Origin of the sequence: Paramesorhizobium endophyticum, assembly GCF_014640615.1 — a bacterium.
Taxonomy (GTDB): domain Bacteria; phylum Pseudomonadota; class Alphaproteobacteria; order Rhizobiales; family Rhizobiaceae; genus Paramesorhizobium; species Paramesorhizobium endophyticum.
This window is the reverse complement of record NZ_BMHH01000005.1, coordinates 25,567-39,989: the sequence shown is the minus strand read 5'-3', so window position 1 is coordinate 39,989 and position 14,423 is coordinate 25,567. Positions and strand designations below refer to the sequence as shown.

The window sequence follows — 14,423 nt, the reverse complement described above, 5'->3', positions numbered from 1 at the left end:
ACGGCGTCTGTTAACGGGAAAATAAAGGCATCCGCAATTACTTCGCCTTCAGGAAATCGCCCACTTCCAGCAGCACGAATTCATTGTCATCAGCCTTGTCGATCTGGCGTCCGGCGGAGAAGGGAAGATTGTTGTCGTTGCCGACGACGATCTGGTTTTCATCCACCACGTCGACATTCTCGATGGTGACGAAGGGCATCGTATAAGTGCCGTTTTCGCTGCCCTGGCGCGCCTTGCCCTCGGGGTCGCTGATCGCCATCAGGTCGATATAACCGATCTTGCGCACAGGTCCGCCGGCATTGGCGTCGGTCATCTCGATCTTGTAGATGCGCTTGAGCTTGGCAGGCGTCGAGAAGCAATCCGGCTGTGGGTTCTTGGGGTCGGCGCAGGCCTTCGCCGCCGTACCCGCGCCATTGTCGCGCTCGATGACGAGGCCGGTGGTGTCGTCGATCATGTTGAAATCGCCGATCGCCTGGCCGCCCGCGCTCAACGGATAAAGCCAGCTGCGGCCTGTCCACTTCTTGGCGGCAATGTTGAACTCAATGATGCGCAGCGCCGGGTTGTCTCCCGCCTTTTCCACCGAGCCGTCGGCGAGATAGCGCGGGCCTTCCAGCAGCGCATAGAGCTTGCTGCCGTCCTTCGAACGCGCCATGCCCTCGAAACCGCCGGAGCGCTTGAGATTGATGGCGGGGTTCTTGAGCGTCGGGTTGCCGGGCAGCGTGAAGGCGGGATAATCGGGCGAGCGCACAGGCTCTTCATCAACTACCGTTTCCACCACATCCGTCACCTTGCCGGACTTGTCCACATGGACGAGGAACGGGCCGAATTCCTCGCCAAGCCAGAAGCCATCATCCACGGGCTGGATGGATTCGACGTCGAAATCGGAGCCGGTCAGGTAGCGCTTCTCCGCGCCTTCAAGCACGATTGGAAAGGGCACCTTTTTGTCGGGGTCGGAGAGGAAGATAGTCTCCAGCCGCTCGACCTTACCCTGATCCCAATCGAACTTGACATGATGCAGCATCAGCGCCGCGTCGGGCGAGTTCAGCTTGTTGCCAAAGCCGTTGTCCGAAAGCGTCCAGAACGTGCCGTCGCTCATCGCCTTGATGCCCGAGAAGCCCTGCAGCGGCTGGCCGCCGAGCGGCAGCGAAATGCCGGTCAGGCGGTTCTCATCCTTGCCCGGAACCGTGCCTAGGCCTGTCGCGCGACGACGATCCGGCGTAGTGAACTTGCCGGAGGTCTTCAGATGCTCCGGCGCGTCTTCCGGGGCCTTGATGACCGAATTCGCCGGCAGGACGGCCTGCGCCTTCAGCGTGGCGGGAAATTTCGCCTCATCGGCAAAAGCCGTAGCGGAGGCCAATGCGACAAGCATCGTGGTGGTCGACAGAAGAAGCGCTCTCATGGAGAAAGATCCTGCATCCGGAGTTGATCGGTCTTTCCGCCATAGCCATCACCCATGTCGACCGGGTGACACGCCTATGAAGCTTTGATGAAGCGCCAGCCTTTCGCCCATGCTGCTTGGCTTGCAGAACAATGAGAACGCTGGGCGAGCATAAATCCGGAACTGCGGGTATTTCGTCGGTTACGGACACTTAAACTGGTAAGTCATTCGCACATGTGGGATGGGAGCAGGATAGCTTGCCGTTTGTATCATTTGCCGGGAAGCCGCGTGCCAGGAATGTTGGGTTATGGTGACTGTTTTCTGGAATGGCGCCGAGATTTCACGGACAAGAATTTCTGCCGTACCCCCACATAACTTATTGAAGGCGTTGACGCTGAACCTATCTTGCAGGCCGGCGTGGTTATCTCGAACTTCTATGAATGCTGTGTAAGTGCCGTTGTTCGTTGGTGTGACACTGTAGGTTTCTCGAATGCTTTCTGGCGTTGAAGACGCACAGCCGCACACAAGGAAAGACAGTATAATACTTTTATTTTTCGTTATCATACGCCCAACCTCCATTTCCATGCTGCGTTTTCGTAGAAGGTTGAATAAGCTCTCGGTATTGTTCGTGTCCAGCCGTTCAGCTTGGATTTCGAAGATGGATAACAGTCCCCAGAAATCCACTGGCAACTGATCAGGCAGCAATCCCGCTTCGGTTCGCCCTGTCCCCCTCCTTCCCCAGCAGCACCGCCACATCCTCTACTGTCATAGGCTTGGCATAATAGAAACCCTGCACCTCGGTCGCGCCCTCGTCGCGGGCAAAGGCGAGTTGCGTTTCGGTCTCCACGCCCTCCAGCGTCGCTTCCATTCGCAGCGCCTTGGAGAGGCTGATCATCGAGCGGATGATCTCGGCGCTGTCGCTGCTGTCGAGATCGCGGGTGAAGGAGCGGTCGATCTTCAGCCGGTCGAAGCGGAAGCGCCGCAGATTGTTGAGGCTGGAGAAGCCAGTGCCGAAATCGTCCATGGTCAAGTGAATGCCGAGCGCACGCACCCGCTCGATGGCGCTGATGACGCGCGGGCTTGGTTCCAGCAGCAGGCTCTCGGTGATTTCGAGATCGAGCCGGTCGGGCGCGAGGCCGCTCTCGCGCAAGGCCTCTTCGATCTTGGAAACCAGCCCGCTATCCTTGAACTGAACCACCGACAGATTGACCGACACGCCGATGGGAGCCGGCCACGAAGCAGCGGCGCGGCAGGCATCGTGCAGCACCTGTTGGCCGATGGGAATGATCATGCCCGAGCGCTCGGCAATCGGAATGAACTCGACGGGCGAAACCATGCCGCGCTCCGGGTGCTTCCAGCGCAGCAGCGCTTCGAAGCTGCGCAATTGCCCGGTCGAGACGGAATAAATCGGCTGGTAATAGACTTGGAACTCGCCTCGCGCGATGCCAAGGCGCATTTCCGCTTCGAGTGCCGCCTCATGGTCGCGCACCAGCTTCAGTTCCGCGCTGTAGAAGCGGTAGGTGCTGGTCGGCTCGCCCTTCGCCTCGTAGAGCGCAAGATCGGCGCAGCGCAAAATGTCGGAGCGCGTCCGCCCGTCATGGCCGATGCGGGCAATGCCGATGCTAGTGTTCGGGATGATCTCGGCGTCGCCGAATGGGATCGGCAGCATCACCGCCGCGATCAGCTGTTCCGCGAAAGCGCCGGCCTCTTCGTCCGCTTCCAGAAAATGCACGACCAGAAACTCGTCGCCGCCGAGCCGCACCACGACATCACCGGGTTTCGCCGTTTCCTTGAGGCGCGCGGCGATGGCGACGAGCACATGGTCTCCAGCGATATGGCCCATGGTGTCGTTGATGTGCTTGAAATCATCAAGATCGAGCAGATAGGCATGGGCGCGGCGCGCCTCCCATTGCCGGGTCGAAAGCCCTTCCTCCATCACCTTTGCCAGATAGGTGCGGTTGAAAAGCCCGGTCAGCGTATCGCTATGCGCCTGCTTGCGCGTCAATTCCTCCGCCTGCTCGAACCGGCGCATCTGGTCGAGATAAAGCTGCTGGCTGCGCCCGAACCGGCGGAACAGCCCGGCCATGATGAAGGGCAGGAACAGCATGAGAAAATGCATGATCGTTCCGGTGAACGTCGTCCACGCATCGCCGGAAAGCCCAACTAGGAGCCTGTAGCGCGTATCGAGAACGAAACCGGCAGCGGCAAGCAGCGCCCCCAGCGCCAGCCCCGCGATCAGATAGGCGCGCTCAAGCTCGCGCAGCCTGTATTTGTTGGATGCCTTGAAGAAGACCATCGCCCCGCAACCCCCATAAACATCCGCCGCGTTTCCCCATGCGGCGGGTTCCCCTATGGATTGCAGTGTCCACGAAGTTCTTAAAAATAGAATTAATTGTCATGCAGTTGTTATAATGATGTAGATGTTTCTTATATAGCCATACGGTGCAAGGATTGTTAACTATACGCGCCGTGCGGCTAGAGCATTTCCTCATTAGAAAGAAACAGTTGGCTTATTCTTTTATCGTTGCGGAGCGTGCCGCGGTAGGGGAATGGATCCCAGTGATAAGCACTGGGATGACGGGGTGGAGACATTTATCCACTGCCGGATATGCTTCTGCCAAGCGGAGAGGTTGGAGGTTTGCTTGCCAACCGCAAAGCAATCCGTCATCCCAGTGCTTGTCACTGGGATCCATTCCTCTACGTCTTCAAGACAATAACGGTCCAAAACGGAATTCAAGCGATTCCGTTAAAACGTGAATGCCTAAGGTCTCCAGAAACCATGATGGAATGCGAAGCCGCCTCAGCGCGGTTTTCTGCTTTTCGCCGGCTTGTCGCTAGCCCATGCTTTCTCGGCACCATCCTTCTTCTTCCAGCTTTTCGCCTTGGGTTCGAAGCGATCCTGCGAAGGGGCTTTGCGAGGGCGGGGAGCGGAAGAGCCAGCGCCATCGACCGGGCGGATCGAGACGCCCTTTTCGCCCGTGCCGCGCTCCTGCAGCGTGGCGAGATAATCCCCGGCCTTCGCGGCCGCGATTTCGAAGCGGGTTTCGGTTTCCAATATCTGGATCGAGCCGACATCGCGCTTCGTCACGTCGCCCGCCTTGCAGATCATCGGCAGCAGCCAGCGCGGATCGGCGCGCTGCTTGCGGCCGAGCGACAGCGAGAACCAAACGCCGTCCTCCATGAATTTCGCCGGGCGCTCTTCCCGTTCGCCCCGCGCCTCGCGATCGTACCCGCCGGTACGCTGTTCGTATTTGCCGGTACGCTCGCCCACCTTGCGGTCCTGTCCGAGCGGACGCATGGGCATGTCGGAAATCTCTTCCGGCGCGGGGCGTGCGGCAAGCTCGCGGCGCAAGTAAGCGGCGGCGATCTGTTCGGGGGAGTAGAGTGCTTGGAGTTCGCGGACGAGATCGAGCACATCCTCGTCCGCCGTCTCCGAAAGGGCGGGGTCGTTGAGGATGCGCTCCTTTGTCTTGTCCAGAATGGCGGAGATGCCGGGCGCGCTTACCGAAACGGCCTTGAGCTTCGCCATCTGCAGCAGCCGCTCCGCCACACGGCGGCGCGAGAACGGCACCACCAGCACGCAGGTGCCCTTGCGCCCGGCGCGGCCTGTGCGCCCGCTGCGGTGGAGCAGCGTTTCGGGATTGTTCGGCAGGTCGGCATGGATGACGAGATCGAGGTTCGGCAGGTCGATGCCACGCGCCGCCACATCGGTCGCCACACACACCCGCGCGCGCCCGTCGCGCATCGATTGCAGCGCATTGGTGCGCTCGGCCTGTGAGAGCTCGCCCGAAAGCGCCACCACCGCGAAACCGCGATTGGTAAGACGGCTGGTCAGATGTTTTACCGCCTCGCGCGTCGAGCAGAAAATGATGGTGTTCTGCGCCTCGAAGAACAGCAGCGTGTTGATGATCGCGTTCTCGCGCTCGCGCGGCTCCACCAGCATCGCCTGATAGCTGATGTCGCCATGCTGCTCTTTCTCGCTGGTGGCGGAAATGCGCAGTGCATCGCGCTGGAAACGCTTGGCGAGCTGGGCGATGGGCGCGGGCACCGTTGCGGAGAACAGCAGCGTGCGGCGGTCGTGCGGCGCTTCGCCCAGGATGAATTCGAGATCTTCGCGGAAGCCGAGGTCGAGCATCTCGTCGGCCTCGTCGAGCACCACGGCCCGAAGCGCCGACATGTCGAACGCGCCGCGGGTGATATGGTCGCGCAGGCGCCCCGGCGTGCCGACGACGATATGCGCGCCGCGTTCCAGCGCCCGGCGCTCGGTGCGGATGTCCATGCCGCCGACGCAGGAGGCAATGCGCGCACCCGCATCCGCATAGAGCCATTCGAGTTCGCGCCGGACTTGCAAAGCCAGTTCGCGCGTCGGCGCGATGACGAGCGCCAGTGGCGCGCCCGGATTGTCGAACCGTTCGGCATCGTCGAGCAGCGTCGGGGCAATGGCGAGGCCGAAGGCCACGGTCTTGCCGGAGCCGGTCTGGGCGGAAACCAGCAGGTCGGCATCGCGCGCCTGCGGGTCGAGCATGGCGGTCTGCACGGAGGTGAGGGCCGTATAGCCACGTGCGGTAAGAGCGCCGGACAGCGCCGGAGCGATTGTGGAAGGCAGGGTCATGAATGGCTTTCGCTGGCACGGCCGCCGCTGCCTCGATCCTTGCGGGACCCATGCAGTTTTTCAAGCGGCGGGCGGTGCGGGATAAATTTACGTTTGGGTTGTCTTTAGCGGCTTAGCGCCGATGCGTCAATTGCGGTTGGTTTGGGGAGTTTCTGTTTCACGATGAAATGGAGAGGTTGGCGGGCCAGTAACCCCCCTCTGCCCTCCCGGGCATCTCCCCCACAAGGGGGGGAGATTACGCAATCATTGATGCTCGGCACCAATCGCCAACGTCGCAAGGTAAGCGAAGAAGGTCATCTCAGCCAATCTCCCTCCCTTGTGGCGGAGATGCCCGGCAGGGCAGAGGGGGGGGTACTTGGCGCTTCCATAAAATAACAACCGCTCCTAATGCGCCTCGTCCCAGTTCTGCGCCGCCCGTGCATCCACCTGCAGCGGCACTGAGAGCGAGACCGCCGGCATGGCGGCGTTTTCCATGATGCGGCGGACGACGGTGATGGTTTCCTCCACCTCCTCGTCCGGCGCTTCGAACACCAGTTCGTCATGCACCTGCAAAAGCATCCGCGCGGAGAGCCCCGCCCGTTCCAGCGCGTCGTCCATACGGATCATGGCGTGGCGGATGATATCCGCCGCCGAGCCCTGGATCGGCGCGTTGATGGCCGCGCGCTCGTTAAAGGCGCGCATTTGCGCGTTGGAGGAGCGGATCTCGGGGTAATGCGCCCGCCGCCCGAAGATGGTCTCCACATAGCCATGCTCGCGGGCGAAGGCCTTGGTGGTTTCCATATAGTCGCGAATGCCGGGGAAGCGCTCGAAATAGGTGCGGATATATTGCCCCGCTTCCTCGCGCGGTATGGAGAGCTGGTTGGCCAAGCCGAAGGCGGAAATGCCGTAGATGATGCCGAAATTGATCGCCTTGGCGCGTCGGCGCACCTCGCTCGGCATGCCCTCGACCGGCACGCCGAACATTTCGGAAGCCGTCATGGCGTGAATGTCCATCCCTTCCGCGAAAGCCTGCTTCAATTGCCTGATGTCGGCGACATGGGCGAGCACGCGCAATTCGATCTGGCTGTAGTCGGCGGAGATGAGCTTGTGGCCCGGCGCGGCGATGAAGGCCGTCCTGATCTTGCGCCCTTCCGTGGTGCGAATCGGGATGTTCTGCAAATTCGGGTCGGACGAGGAGAGCCGGCCCGTCGAAGTGGCGGCCATCGCATAGCAGGTGTGGACGCGGCCCGTCTCGCGGTGGATATAGCCCGGCAGCGCGTCGGTATAGGTGGATTTGAGCTTGGTGAGCTGACGCCAGTCGACGATCTTGCGCGGCAGTTCGTGGCCCGCTGCGGCGAGGTCCTCCAGCACCTGCGCCGAGGTGGACCATTGCCCGGTCTTGGTCTTGGAGCCGCCGGGAAAACCCATCCTGCCGAACAATATGTCGCCAAGCTGCTTCGGCGAGCCGATGTTGAAGCGCTCACCGGCGAGCTTGTAGATTTCATCCTCCAGCGCCGCCGCCGACTGCGCCAGATCGCCAGAGAGCCGCGACAGGATCTGCCGGTCGATGGAAATGCCGCGCGCCTCCATGCGCGCCAGCACCTCGACCAGCGGGCGCTCCAGCCGCTCATAGACCGAGGCCATGCCTTCCGCCGCTAGCCGCGGCTTCAAGGCCTGCCAGAGCCGGAAGGTCACATCCGCATCCTCGCCCGCATAGGCGGTGGCGCGTTCGAGATCGACCATGTCGAAGGTGACGGCGGTTCTGCCGCTGCCCGCCACGTCCTTGTAGTGGATCGTCTTGTGTCCCAGCCAGCGCTCCGACAGGCTGTCCATGCCATGGCCGCCGGGACCCGCGTCGAGCGCATAGGAGATGAGCATCGTATCGTCGAAAGGCGCGATGTCGATGCCGTAGCGGTGCATGATCAGCCAGTCGAACTTCATGTTCTGGGCGATTTTCAGGACCGAGCGGTCCTCCAGCATCGGCTTCAGCGCTGCGAGGACTTGGTCGAGCGGGATCTGCCCCTCCAGCATCCCGCCGCCCAAAAGGTCGCCCGCGCCGGATTTATGCGCCAGCGGCACATAGGCGGCCCGGCCCGGAGCGACCGCCAGCGACAGGCCGATGAGTTCGGCTTCCATCGGCAGCAGCGAGTTGGTCTCGGTGTCGAAGGCGACGACGCCATTCTCGGTCGCCTCGTCGATCCATTGCTGCAGCGTGGCGAGGTCGCGGATGCAGGTGTAGGCCGTGGTGTCGATCTTCTGCGCAATCGCGCTGTCGGCGCGGGACTTGGCGAGCGCTGCGGGCGTCAGCACCGCGGAGCCGGCTCCCGGCTGGGGTTGGGAGGAAGCCGCGTCCTTCACCTCCACTTCCACCGTCGTCACCGTCACGCTGACTTCCATATCAGGGCCGTGGGCCTCCGCGCCCCATTGCGTCTCCACCGGCACCGGCTCGACCAGTGCGGCGTCGGTGCCGGTCGTCTCGGCAACACGGCGGGTGAGCGAGGTGAACTCCATCGCCTTCAGGAAGCCGATCAGTTTCGGCCCATCCTGCGGCTCCAGCACCAGCGCGTCGAGTTCGACTTCGGTGGGCACGTCATTTTTCAGCGTCACCAATTGACGCGACAGCCGCGCCTGTTCGGTATAGTTGACGATGTTCTCGCGACGCTTCTGCTGCTTGATTTCATGCGCGCGGGCGAGCAGCGTGTCGAGATCGCCGAACTCCTGGAGAAGCTGCGCCGCCGTCTTCGGTCCGATGCCGGGAATACCAGGCACATTGTCGGTCGAATCGCCGGTCAGGGATTGCAGGTCGATCATCTTTTCCGGCGGGACACCCCATTTCTCGATCACTTCGGGGACCGAGATCTGCTTGTCCTTCATGCCGTCATACATCTGCACTTTGTGATTGACGAGTTGCATCAGATCCTTGTCGGAGGAAACGATGGTGACGTCGCCGCCCGCTTCGACGGCAAGCCGCGCATAGGTGGCGATGAGGTCATCCGCCTCATAGCCTTCCTTTTCGATGCAGGGCAGGTTGAACGCTCGCGTCGCCTGGCGGATCAGGCCGAATTGCGGGACGAGGTCTTCCGGCGGCGCGGTGCGGTTGGCCTTGTAGTCGGAATAGATCTGGTGGCGGAACGTCTTCGAGGAATAGTCGAAGATGACGGCGAAATGGGTCGGCACAATGCCGACATCCGTATTGCGCGCGTCCTTCAAGAGCTTCCACAGCATGTTGCAGAAGCCTGAAACTGCGCCGACGGGGAGCCCGTCCGTCTTGCGGGTGAGGGGAGGGAGGGCGTGATAGGCGCGGAAGATATAGCCCGAGCCGTCCACGAGGAAGAGATGATCGCCGTTTTTCATGCGTATGATTTAAAACAAACAGGCGGGAAATGGAATGAAATCCCTGTCAGGAGAGTTGGGTGTGGACAGATTGTTTTGAGGGAGGCCGCACACGAAACCCCTCGTTTCGCTCTCACGATTCTCACGGGTTTGTTACGAACATGTAATGTTTCGTGCCCTTGAATCGCCATCTTCGTCCCCCAGATTTGGGCCATCGACACCACGTCGATATCCGGATTTCCGGCCCGTCCCCCGCCGGACCCCGGATCTGGCGGCAGCCTCATCCCCCCTCTCCGGGCTGCCGCTAATATAATGATCTGGCCGCTGCGATACCCCCCTCATCGCAGCGGTCAAATCTTTTTGGGCCTGCTTTGCATTGACTTGCGCTACGAGGCGCATTTTAGCTGGCGTCATGCCGATGCCCGACGACCTCACCCAATGTCTCGTTCTGAATACCGTCGCAACCGCGCGCGCCTTGCTGCGGCGCTGCGATGCGTGGCTCAAACCATTCGGGGTGACGGTCCAGCAATTTTCGCTGCTGTCCGCGATCCGGTTTCATCCGGGCGAGCCGGTGGCGGTCCTCGCACAGCGGATTTTGCTGGATCGTACCAGCCTGACTCGCAATCTCGACCTCCTTGAGCGCAAAGGCCTTGTGCGGCGCGTCTCCGGCACGGCGGGTAATGCGCGTCTGTGCGAACTTACGGAGCGGGGAAATATAATGTTGGACCAGCTTCTTCCGGAATGGCTCGAGGCGAGGTCTGTGCTCATGAATGGGCTCTCCGAAGACGACGCCCAGCATTACCTAAAGGTCGCCAGGCACCTCTCACGGGAATGAAGGGGATTGCCCGCCTCCCGCAAAGTGCGCTACGATGTGTATATGCACAGGGAGATTGCAATGAAGGAACCTGTAGTCGTGACGGGACTTGGCGCTGTGTCGCCGCTTGGAGCCGGCGTCAGCACCAACTGGCAGCGCCTGATCGCCGGGCAGAGTGGCATCCGGGTGAACACGCGCTTCGACACCGAAGGGTGGAAGTGTCGGATCGCGGGCCTCGTCCCCGGGCGTGATGAAGACCCCGAAGGTTTCGATCCCGAAGCGGCCATGGACCCGCGCGAGTTGCGCCGGACCGATCTTTTCATCCATTATGCGGTGGCTGCGGCGCAGGAGGCGCTCGATCAGGCGGGCTGGCATCCTGAGGAGCCTGCTGAGCGCATGCGGACCGCCACGGTGATCGCGACCGGCGTTGGCGGCGTTCCCGCCATCACCGGAGCGACCGAAACCATCCGCACATCAGGCGTGCGCCGCCTTTCGCCATTCGTCGTGCCCTCATTTCTGCCAAACCTCGCCGCCGGGCAGGTTTCCATCCGTTTCGGGTTCCATGGGCCATCAGGCGCGCCGACCACCGCCTGCGCCGCTTCGGCCCAGGCGATCGGCGACGCCATGCGCATGATCCGCTCTGGCGAGGCCGACATTGCGCTATGCGGCGGCACGGAAGGCTGCGTCGATCCCGTCGCCATCGGCGGCTTTACGGCGGCAAAGGCGCTGTCCTTCGATTTCAACGACGAGCCCTGGCGCGCCTCACGTCCCTTCGACGCCGCCCATGACGGGTTCGTCCTGTCCGAAGGCGCGGCCATGCTGGTGATCGAGAGGCTGAGCCACGCAGAGCGGCGTGGTGCTCGCCCGCTTGCCGTGCTTTCCGGCTACGGCACCACGACCGATGGCCACCACGTCACTGCCGGATGGCCCGATGGACGCGAAGCCGCGCGTGCTATGGAAATGGCCCTGACGATGGCCGGGATCCGACCGGACGAGATAGGCTATGTCAACGCCCACGCCACCTCGACCCCCGTCGGGGATGCGGCGGAATTGGCAGCGCTGGAGAAAGTGTTCGGGCCGGGCGGCGGAGGCGTACCGGTCGGCTCGACGAAATCCGCCACGGGCCACATGCTCGGAGCTGCCGGCGCCATCGAGGCGGTCTTTTCTATTCTTGCGATCCAGAACGGCATGCTCCCGCCCAGCCTCAATATCGACCAGCCCATGCCGGAAGCGGAGGGCTTCAACCTGCTCTCGAATGGCGCGCGGCCCGCTGAGATCGACCACGTCCTCTCCAACGCCTTCGGCTTCGGCGGTGTCAATGCAGCGCTGGTGTTCAGCCGGTTTCGGTGATTCAGTATAGGTCTCCAAGCTGCGTTGCTGGACTTTCCATTTTGCGATATTCTGATTTCCTACAGGAGATATCGCCATGCCGCTCTTTATCCGCGATGACGATGTGGCCGCCATGGCGGCGGAACTTACCAGACTGACGCGGGCGCGCAGCAAGACCGAGGCCGTGCGCATGGCGCTCCGGCATGAGCTGGAACGTACACGGGAAACCGTGCCCTGTCAGGATCGGCTTGCGCGGATTCATGAAATGGCCGCGGAGATTGGCCTTCCCAATCCTGACTTCGACATGAAGAGCTATACCGACGAGATGTGGGGCGATAATTGATGTTTCTTGACGCCTCCGCCCTTGTCGCCGTCATTAATCGCGAACCGGGCTGGGAGGACCTCTCGAAACGCCTGCCGGATGTTCAGAATGCCTGCTACGTGTCGCCGCTCGTGCGATATGAAGCGGTATTGGCGGTTGCCCGCGCCGCTGCTGGGGCCGGAGGTAAAACCGCCAAGCCCCGTCCTGGGCTGTTGGCCAAAGCGCGTGAGATCGTCGATACGCTGCTTGAAGATCTTGGAGCCGAAGAAATTGACATCACCGGATCCGTAGGCGATCAGGCGATCGACGCGGCGATGGTTTATGGCAAGGCCGTCGGCCATCCAGCCGATCTCAATTTCGGCGACTGCTTCGCCTATGCTTGCGCAAAGGCATACGATATCGGCCTCATCTACACGGGCAACGATTTCACCAAAACCGATCTCGCCTGAGTTCCCGACGCTGCCCCCTGTGCATTCCCCCACAAAATGGAATAGGGTGCGGCTCTTCGTGAATCGAAATCAGGTTAGTCCCATGTCCACGCTCGAACCCGTCCTTTCCCACCTCGATGCCAATCTCGACAAAAGCCTCGACCGGCTGTTCGAGCTGTTGAAGATCAAGTCGATTTCGACCGATCCCGCCTATAAGGCCGAGTGCCGCAAGGCGGCGGAGTGGCTGGTGAAGGATCTGGAATCCATTGGCTTTACGGCGAGCGTGCGCGAGACGCCGGGCCATCCCATGGTCGTCGCCCATCACGAGGGCGCTGCGCCCGATGCGCCGCATGCCCTTTTCTACGGCCATTACGACGTGCAGCCGGTCGATCCGCTGAACCTCTGGGAAAACGATCCGTTCGCACCTGCGATCAAGGATGTGGGCGAGGCGCGGAAGATCATCACCGGGCGCGGCTCGTCCGACGACAAGGGCCAGTTGATGACGTTCGTGGAGGCCTGCCGCGCCTACAAGGCTGTCCACGGCAATCTCCCTTGCCGCATTACCATTCTCTTCGAGGGCGAGGAGGAATCCGGCTCGCCGTCACTGAAGCCGTTCCTGGAAGCCCATGCGGAGGAGTTGAAGGCGGATTTCGCGCTGGTCTGCGACACCGGCATGTGGGACCCCGAGACGCCGGCCATCTCTGTTGGCCTGCGCGGGCTTGTGGGCGAGGAAATCATCGTCAAGGCCGCTGATCGCGATCTTCATTCGGGTTTCTTCGGCGGCGCGGCGGCGAACCCGATCCATATCCTGACGCGCATCCTTGCCGATCTCCATGACGAGAACGGCCGCGTGACCCTGCCGGGCTTTTATGACGGCGTGGAGGAAACGCCGACGCAGATTCTCCAGATGTGGGAGGGCCTCGGCCGCACCGCGGAAAGCTTCCTCGGCCCCATCGGCCTTTCCATTCCGGCAGGCGAAAAGGGCCGCAGCGTTCTGGAACTGACCTGGGCCCGCCCCACGGCGGAAGTCAACGGCATCACCGGCGGCTATACGGGTGAGGGTTTCAAGACGGTGATCGCGGCTGAGGCCCGCGCAAAGGTCTCGTTCCGCCTCGTCTACAAGCAGGCCCCCGAAAAGATCCGCGCCGCCTTCCACGATTTCGTGCGCGCCCGCATCCCAGCCGACTGTTCGGTGGAATTCCACCCGCATGGCGGTTCGCCTGCGATCCAGCTTGCCTACGATTCACCAATCCTCACCAAAGCCAAGAATGCGCTTTCGGACGAATGGCCGAATCCGGCAGTGCTCATCGCCATGGGCGGCTCGATCCCCATCGTCGGCGATTTCCAGCGCATGCTCGGCATGGAGTCCCTGCTCGTCGGCTTCGGGCTGGAAGATGACCGCATCCATTCGCCCAATGAAAAGTATGAGCTGAATTCCTTTCATAAGGGGCAGCGCTCCTGGGCGCGCATCCTCGCCGCTCTGGCGCAGAAATAAGGGGAGGGGCCGATGAGCATCCGTTTTCATAAGAACGACCTGCCCGATCTTTCCAACTATCAGGTCGATGCCGTCGCCATCGATACCGAGACGCTGGGTTTGAACCCGCATCGCGACCGGCTTTGCGTGGTGCAGATATCGCCGGGCGACGGCACCGCCGATGTGATCCAGATCGAGCCGGGCCAGAAGAAGGCGCCCAATCTGGTGCGCCTCCTGAAGGATCGGTCGATCACCAAGATTTTCCATTATGGCCGGTTCGACTTGGCCGTGCTGGCGCACACCTTCGGCGTCATGCCGCAGCCGGTGTTCTGCACCAAGATCGGCTCGCGCCTGACCCGCACCTATACGGACCGGCACGGGCTCAAGGATCTCTGCAACGAGCTATTGGAGGTCAGTATCTCCAAGCAGCAGCAATCCTCCGACTGGGCGGCGGAAGTGCTTACGCCCGCGCAGCTGGAATATGCCGCCTCCGATGTCCTCTACCTCCATCGCCTCAAGAACGTGCTGGAGACGCGCCTGAAGCGTGATGGCCGCGAAAAGGAAGCCGAAGCCTGCTTCCGCTTCCTGCCGACCCGCGCCCGGCTCGACCTGATGGGATGGCCGGAAGAGGATATTTTCGCGCATAGCTAAGAACTATCGCCAAGCACCGTCGTCCTTCGAGGCTCGCTTCGCGAGCGCCTCAGGATAAGGTTACTGGAACGCCGTCTCCCTTCATCCTCATGGTGAGGTGCTC

Annotated in this window: 10 protein-coding genes; 6 read left to right on the top strand and 4 right to left on the bottom strand. The window is 61.7% G+C overall.

The window, feature by feature from the left end:
* Positions 1–37: 37 nt before the first annotated feature.
* The 4 genes from IEX53_RS07765 to polA form a co-directional block, all read right to left on the bottom strand.
* Positions 38–1,399, bottom strand: a complete 1,362-nt coding sequence (locus IEX53_RS07765; RefSeq protein WP_188823101.1) for an esterase-like activity of phytase family protein — start codon at positions 1,397–1,399, stop codon at positions 38–40.
* Between the two features lie 673 nt (positions 1,400–2,072).
* Positions 2,073–3,674, bottom strand: a complete 1,602-nt coding sequence (locus IEX53_RS07760; RefSeq protein WP_188823099.1) for a putative bifunctional diguanylate cyclase/phosphodiesterase — start codon at positions 3,672–3,674, stop codon at positions 2,073–2,075.
* Positions 3,675–4,178: 504 nt separating this feature from the next.
* The gene (locus tag IEX53_RS07755; RefSeq protein WP_188823098.1) at positions 4,179–5,990 is read right to left on the bottom strand and encodes a DEAD/DEAH box helicase; all 1,812 of its coding nucleotides are present in this window, start codon (positions 5,988–5,990) and stop codon (positions 4,179–4,181) included.
* A gap of 384 nt (positions 5,991–6,374) precedes the next feature.
* Complete coding sequence (gene polA, locus IEX53_RS07750) at positions 6,375–9,323, bottom strand: DNA polymerase I (protein WP_188823096.1); 2,949 nt, start codon at positions 9,321–9,323, stop codon at positions 6,375–6,377.
* A gap of 397 nt (positions 9,324–9,720) precedes the next feature.
* On the opposite strand from polA, the gene IEX53_RS07745 reads away from it, so the two are divergent.
* The 6 genes from IEX53_RS07745 (at position 9,721) to IEX53_RS07720 (ending at position 14,320) form a co-directional block, all read left to right on the top strand.
* Positions 9,721–10,137 (top strand): MarR family winged helix-turn-helix transcriptional regulator, encoded by a 417-nt coding sequence (locus IEX53_RS07745; RefSeq protein WP_188823094.1) that lies wholly within the window; start codon positions 9,721–9,723, stop codon positions 10,135–10,137.
* Between the two features lie 60 nt (positions 10,138–10,197).
* On the top strand, positions 10,198–11,466 hold the full coding sequence (fabF, locus tag IEX53_RS07740) for a beta-ketoacyl-ACP synthase II (protein ID WP_188823092.1): 1,269 nt from the start codon (positions 10,198–10,200) through the stop codon (positions 11,464–11,466).
* A gap of 76 nt (positions 11,467–11,542) precedes the next feature.
* Entirely contained in the window at positions 11,543–11,788 is a 246-nt protein-coding gene (locus IEX53_RS07735; RefSeq protein WP_188823090.1) for a type II toxin-antitoxin system VapB family antitoxin, read from the top strand.
* Complete coding sequence (locus IEX53_RS07730; RefSeq protein WP_188823088.1) at positions 11,788–12,216, top strand: type II toxin-antitoxin system VapC family toxin; 429 nt, start codon at positions 11,788–11,790, stop codon at positions 12,214–12,216. Before IEX53_RS07735 ends, IEX53_RS07730 begins: the two co-directional genes overlap by 1 nt.
* 82 nt (positions 12,217–12,298) lie before the next feature.
* Positions 12,299–13,690 (top strand): M20/M25/M40 family metallo-hydrolase, encoded by a 1,392-nt coding sequence (locus IEX53_RS07725; protein ID WP_188823086.1) that lies wholly within the window; start codon positions 12,299–12,301, stop codon positions 13,688–13,690.
* A 12-nt stretch (positions 13,691–13,702) separates the two neighbouring features.
* Positions 13,703–14,320, top strand: coding sequence for a ribonuclease D (locus tag IEX53_RS07720; protein WP_188823085.1), 618 nt, complete (start codon positions 13,703–13,705; stop codon positions 14,318–14,320).
* The last annotated feature ends 103 nt before the right edge of the window (positions 14,321–14,423 follow it).

What these genes read in the sequence shown, in the direction of transcription:
- fabF (WP_188823092.1), top strand. Translation starts at nt 10,198, where the DNA reads ATGAAGGAACCTGTAGTCGTGACGGGACTTGGCGCTGTGTCGCCGCTT.
- IEX53_RS07755 (WP_188823098.1), bottom strand. Translation starts at nt 5,990, where the DNA reads ATGACCCTGCCTTCCACAATCGCTCCGGCGCTGTCCGGCGCTCTTACC.
- IEX53_RS07745 (WP_188823094.1), top strand. Translation starts at nt 9,721, where the DNA reads ATGCCCGACGACCTCACCCAATGTCTCGTTCTGAATACCGTCGCAACC.
- IEX53_RS07765 (WP_188823101.1), bottom strand. Translation starts at nt 1,399, where the DNA reads ATGAGAGCGCTTCTTCTGTCGACCACCACGATGCTTGTCGCATTGGCC.
- polA (WP_188823096.1), bottom strand. Translation starts at nt 9,323, where the DNA reads ATGAAAAACGGCGATCATCTCTTCCTCGTGGACGGCTCGGGCTATATC.
- IEX53_RS07720 (WP_188823085.1), top strand. Translation starts at nt 13,703, where the DNA reads ATGAGCATCCGTTTTCATAAGAACGACCTGCCCGATCTTTCCAACTAT.
- IEX53_RS07760 (WP_188823099.1), bottom strand. Translation starts at nt 3,674, where the DNA reads ATGGTCTTCTTCAAGGCATCCAACAAATACAGGCTGCGCGAGCTTGAG.
- IEX53_RS07725 (WP_188823086.1), top strand. Translation starts at nt 12,299, where the DNA reads ATGTCCACGCTCGAACCCGTCCTTTCCCACCTCGATGCCAATCTCGAC.
- IEX53_RS07730 (WP_188823088.1), top strand. Translation starts at nt 11,788, where the DNA reads ATGTTTCTTGACGCCTCCGCCCTTGTCGCCGTCATTAATCGCGAACCG.
- IEX53_RS07735 (WP_188823090.1), top strand. Translation starts at nt 11,543, where the DNA reads ATGCCGCTCTTTATCCGCGATGACGATGTGGCCGCCATGGCGGCGGAA.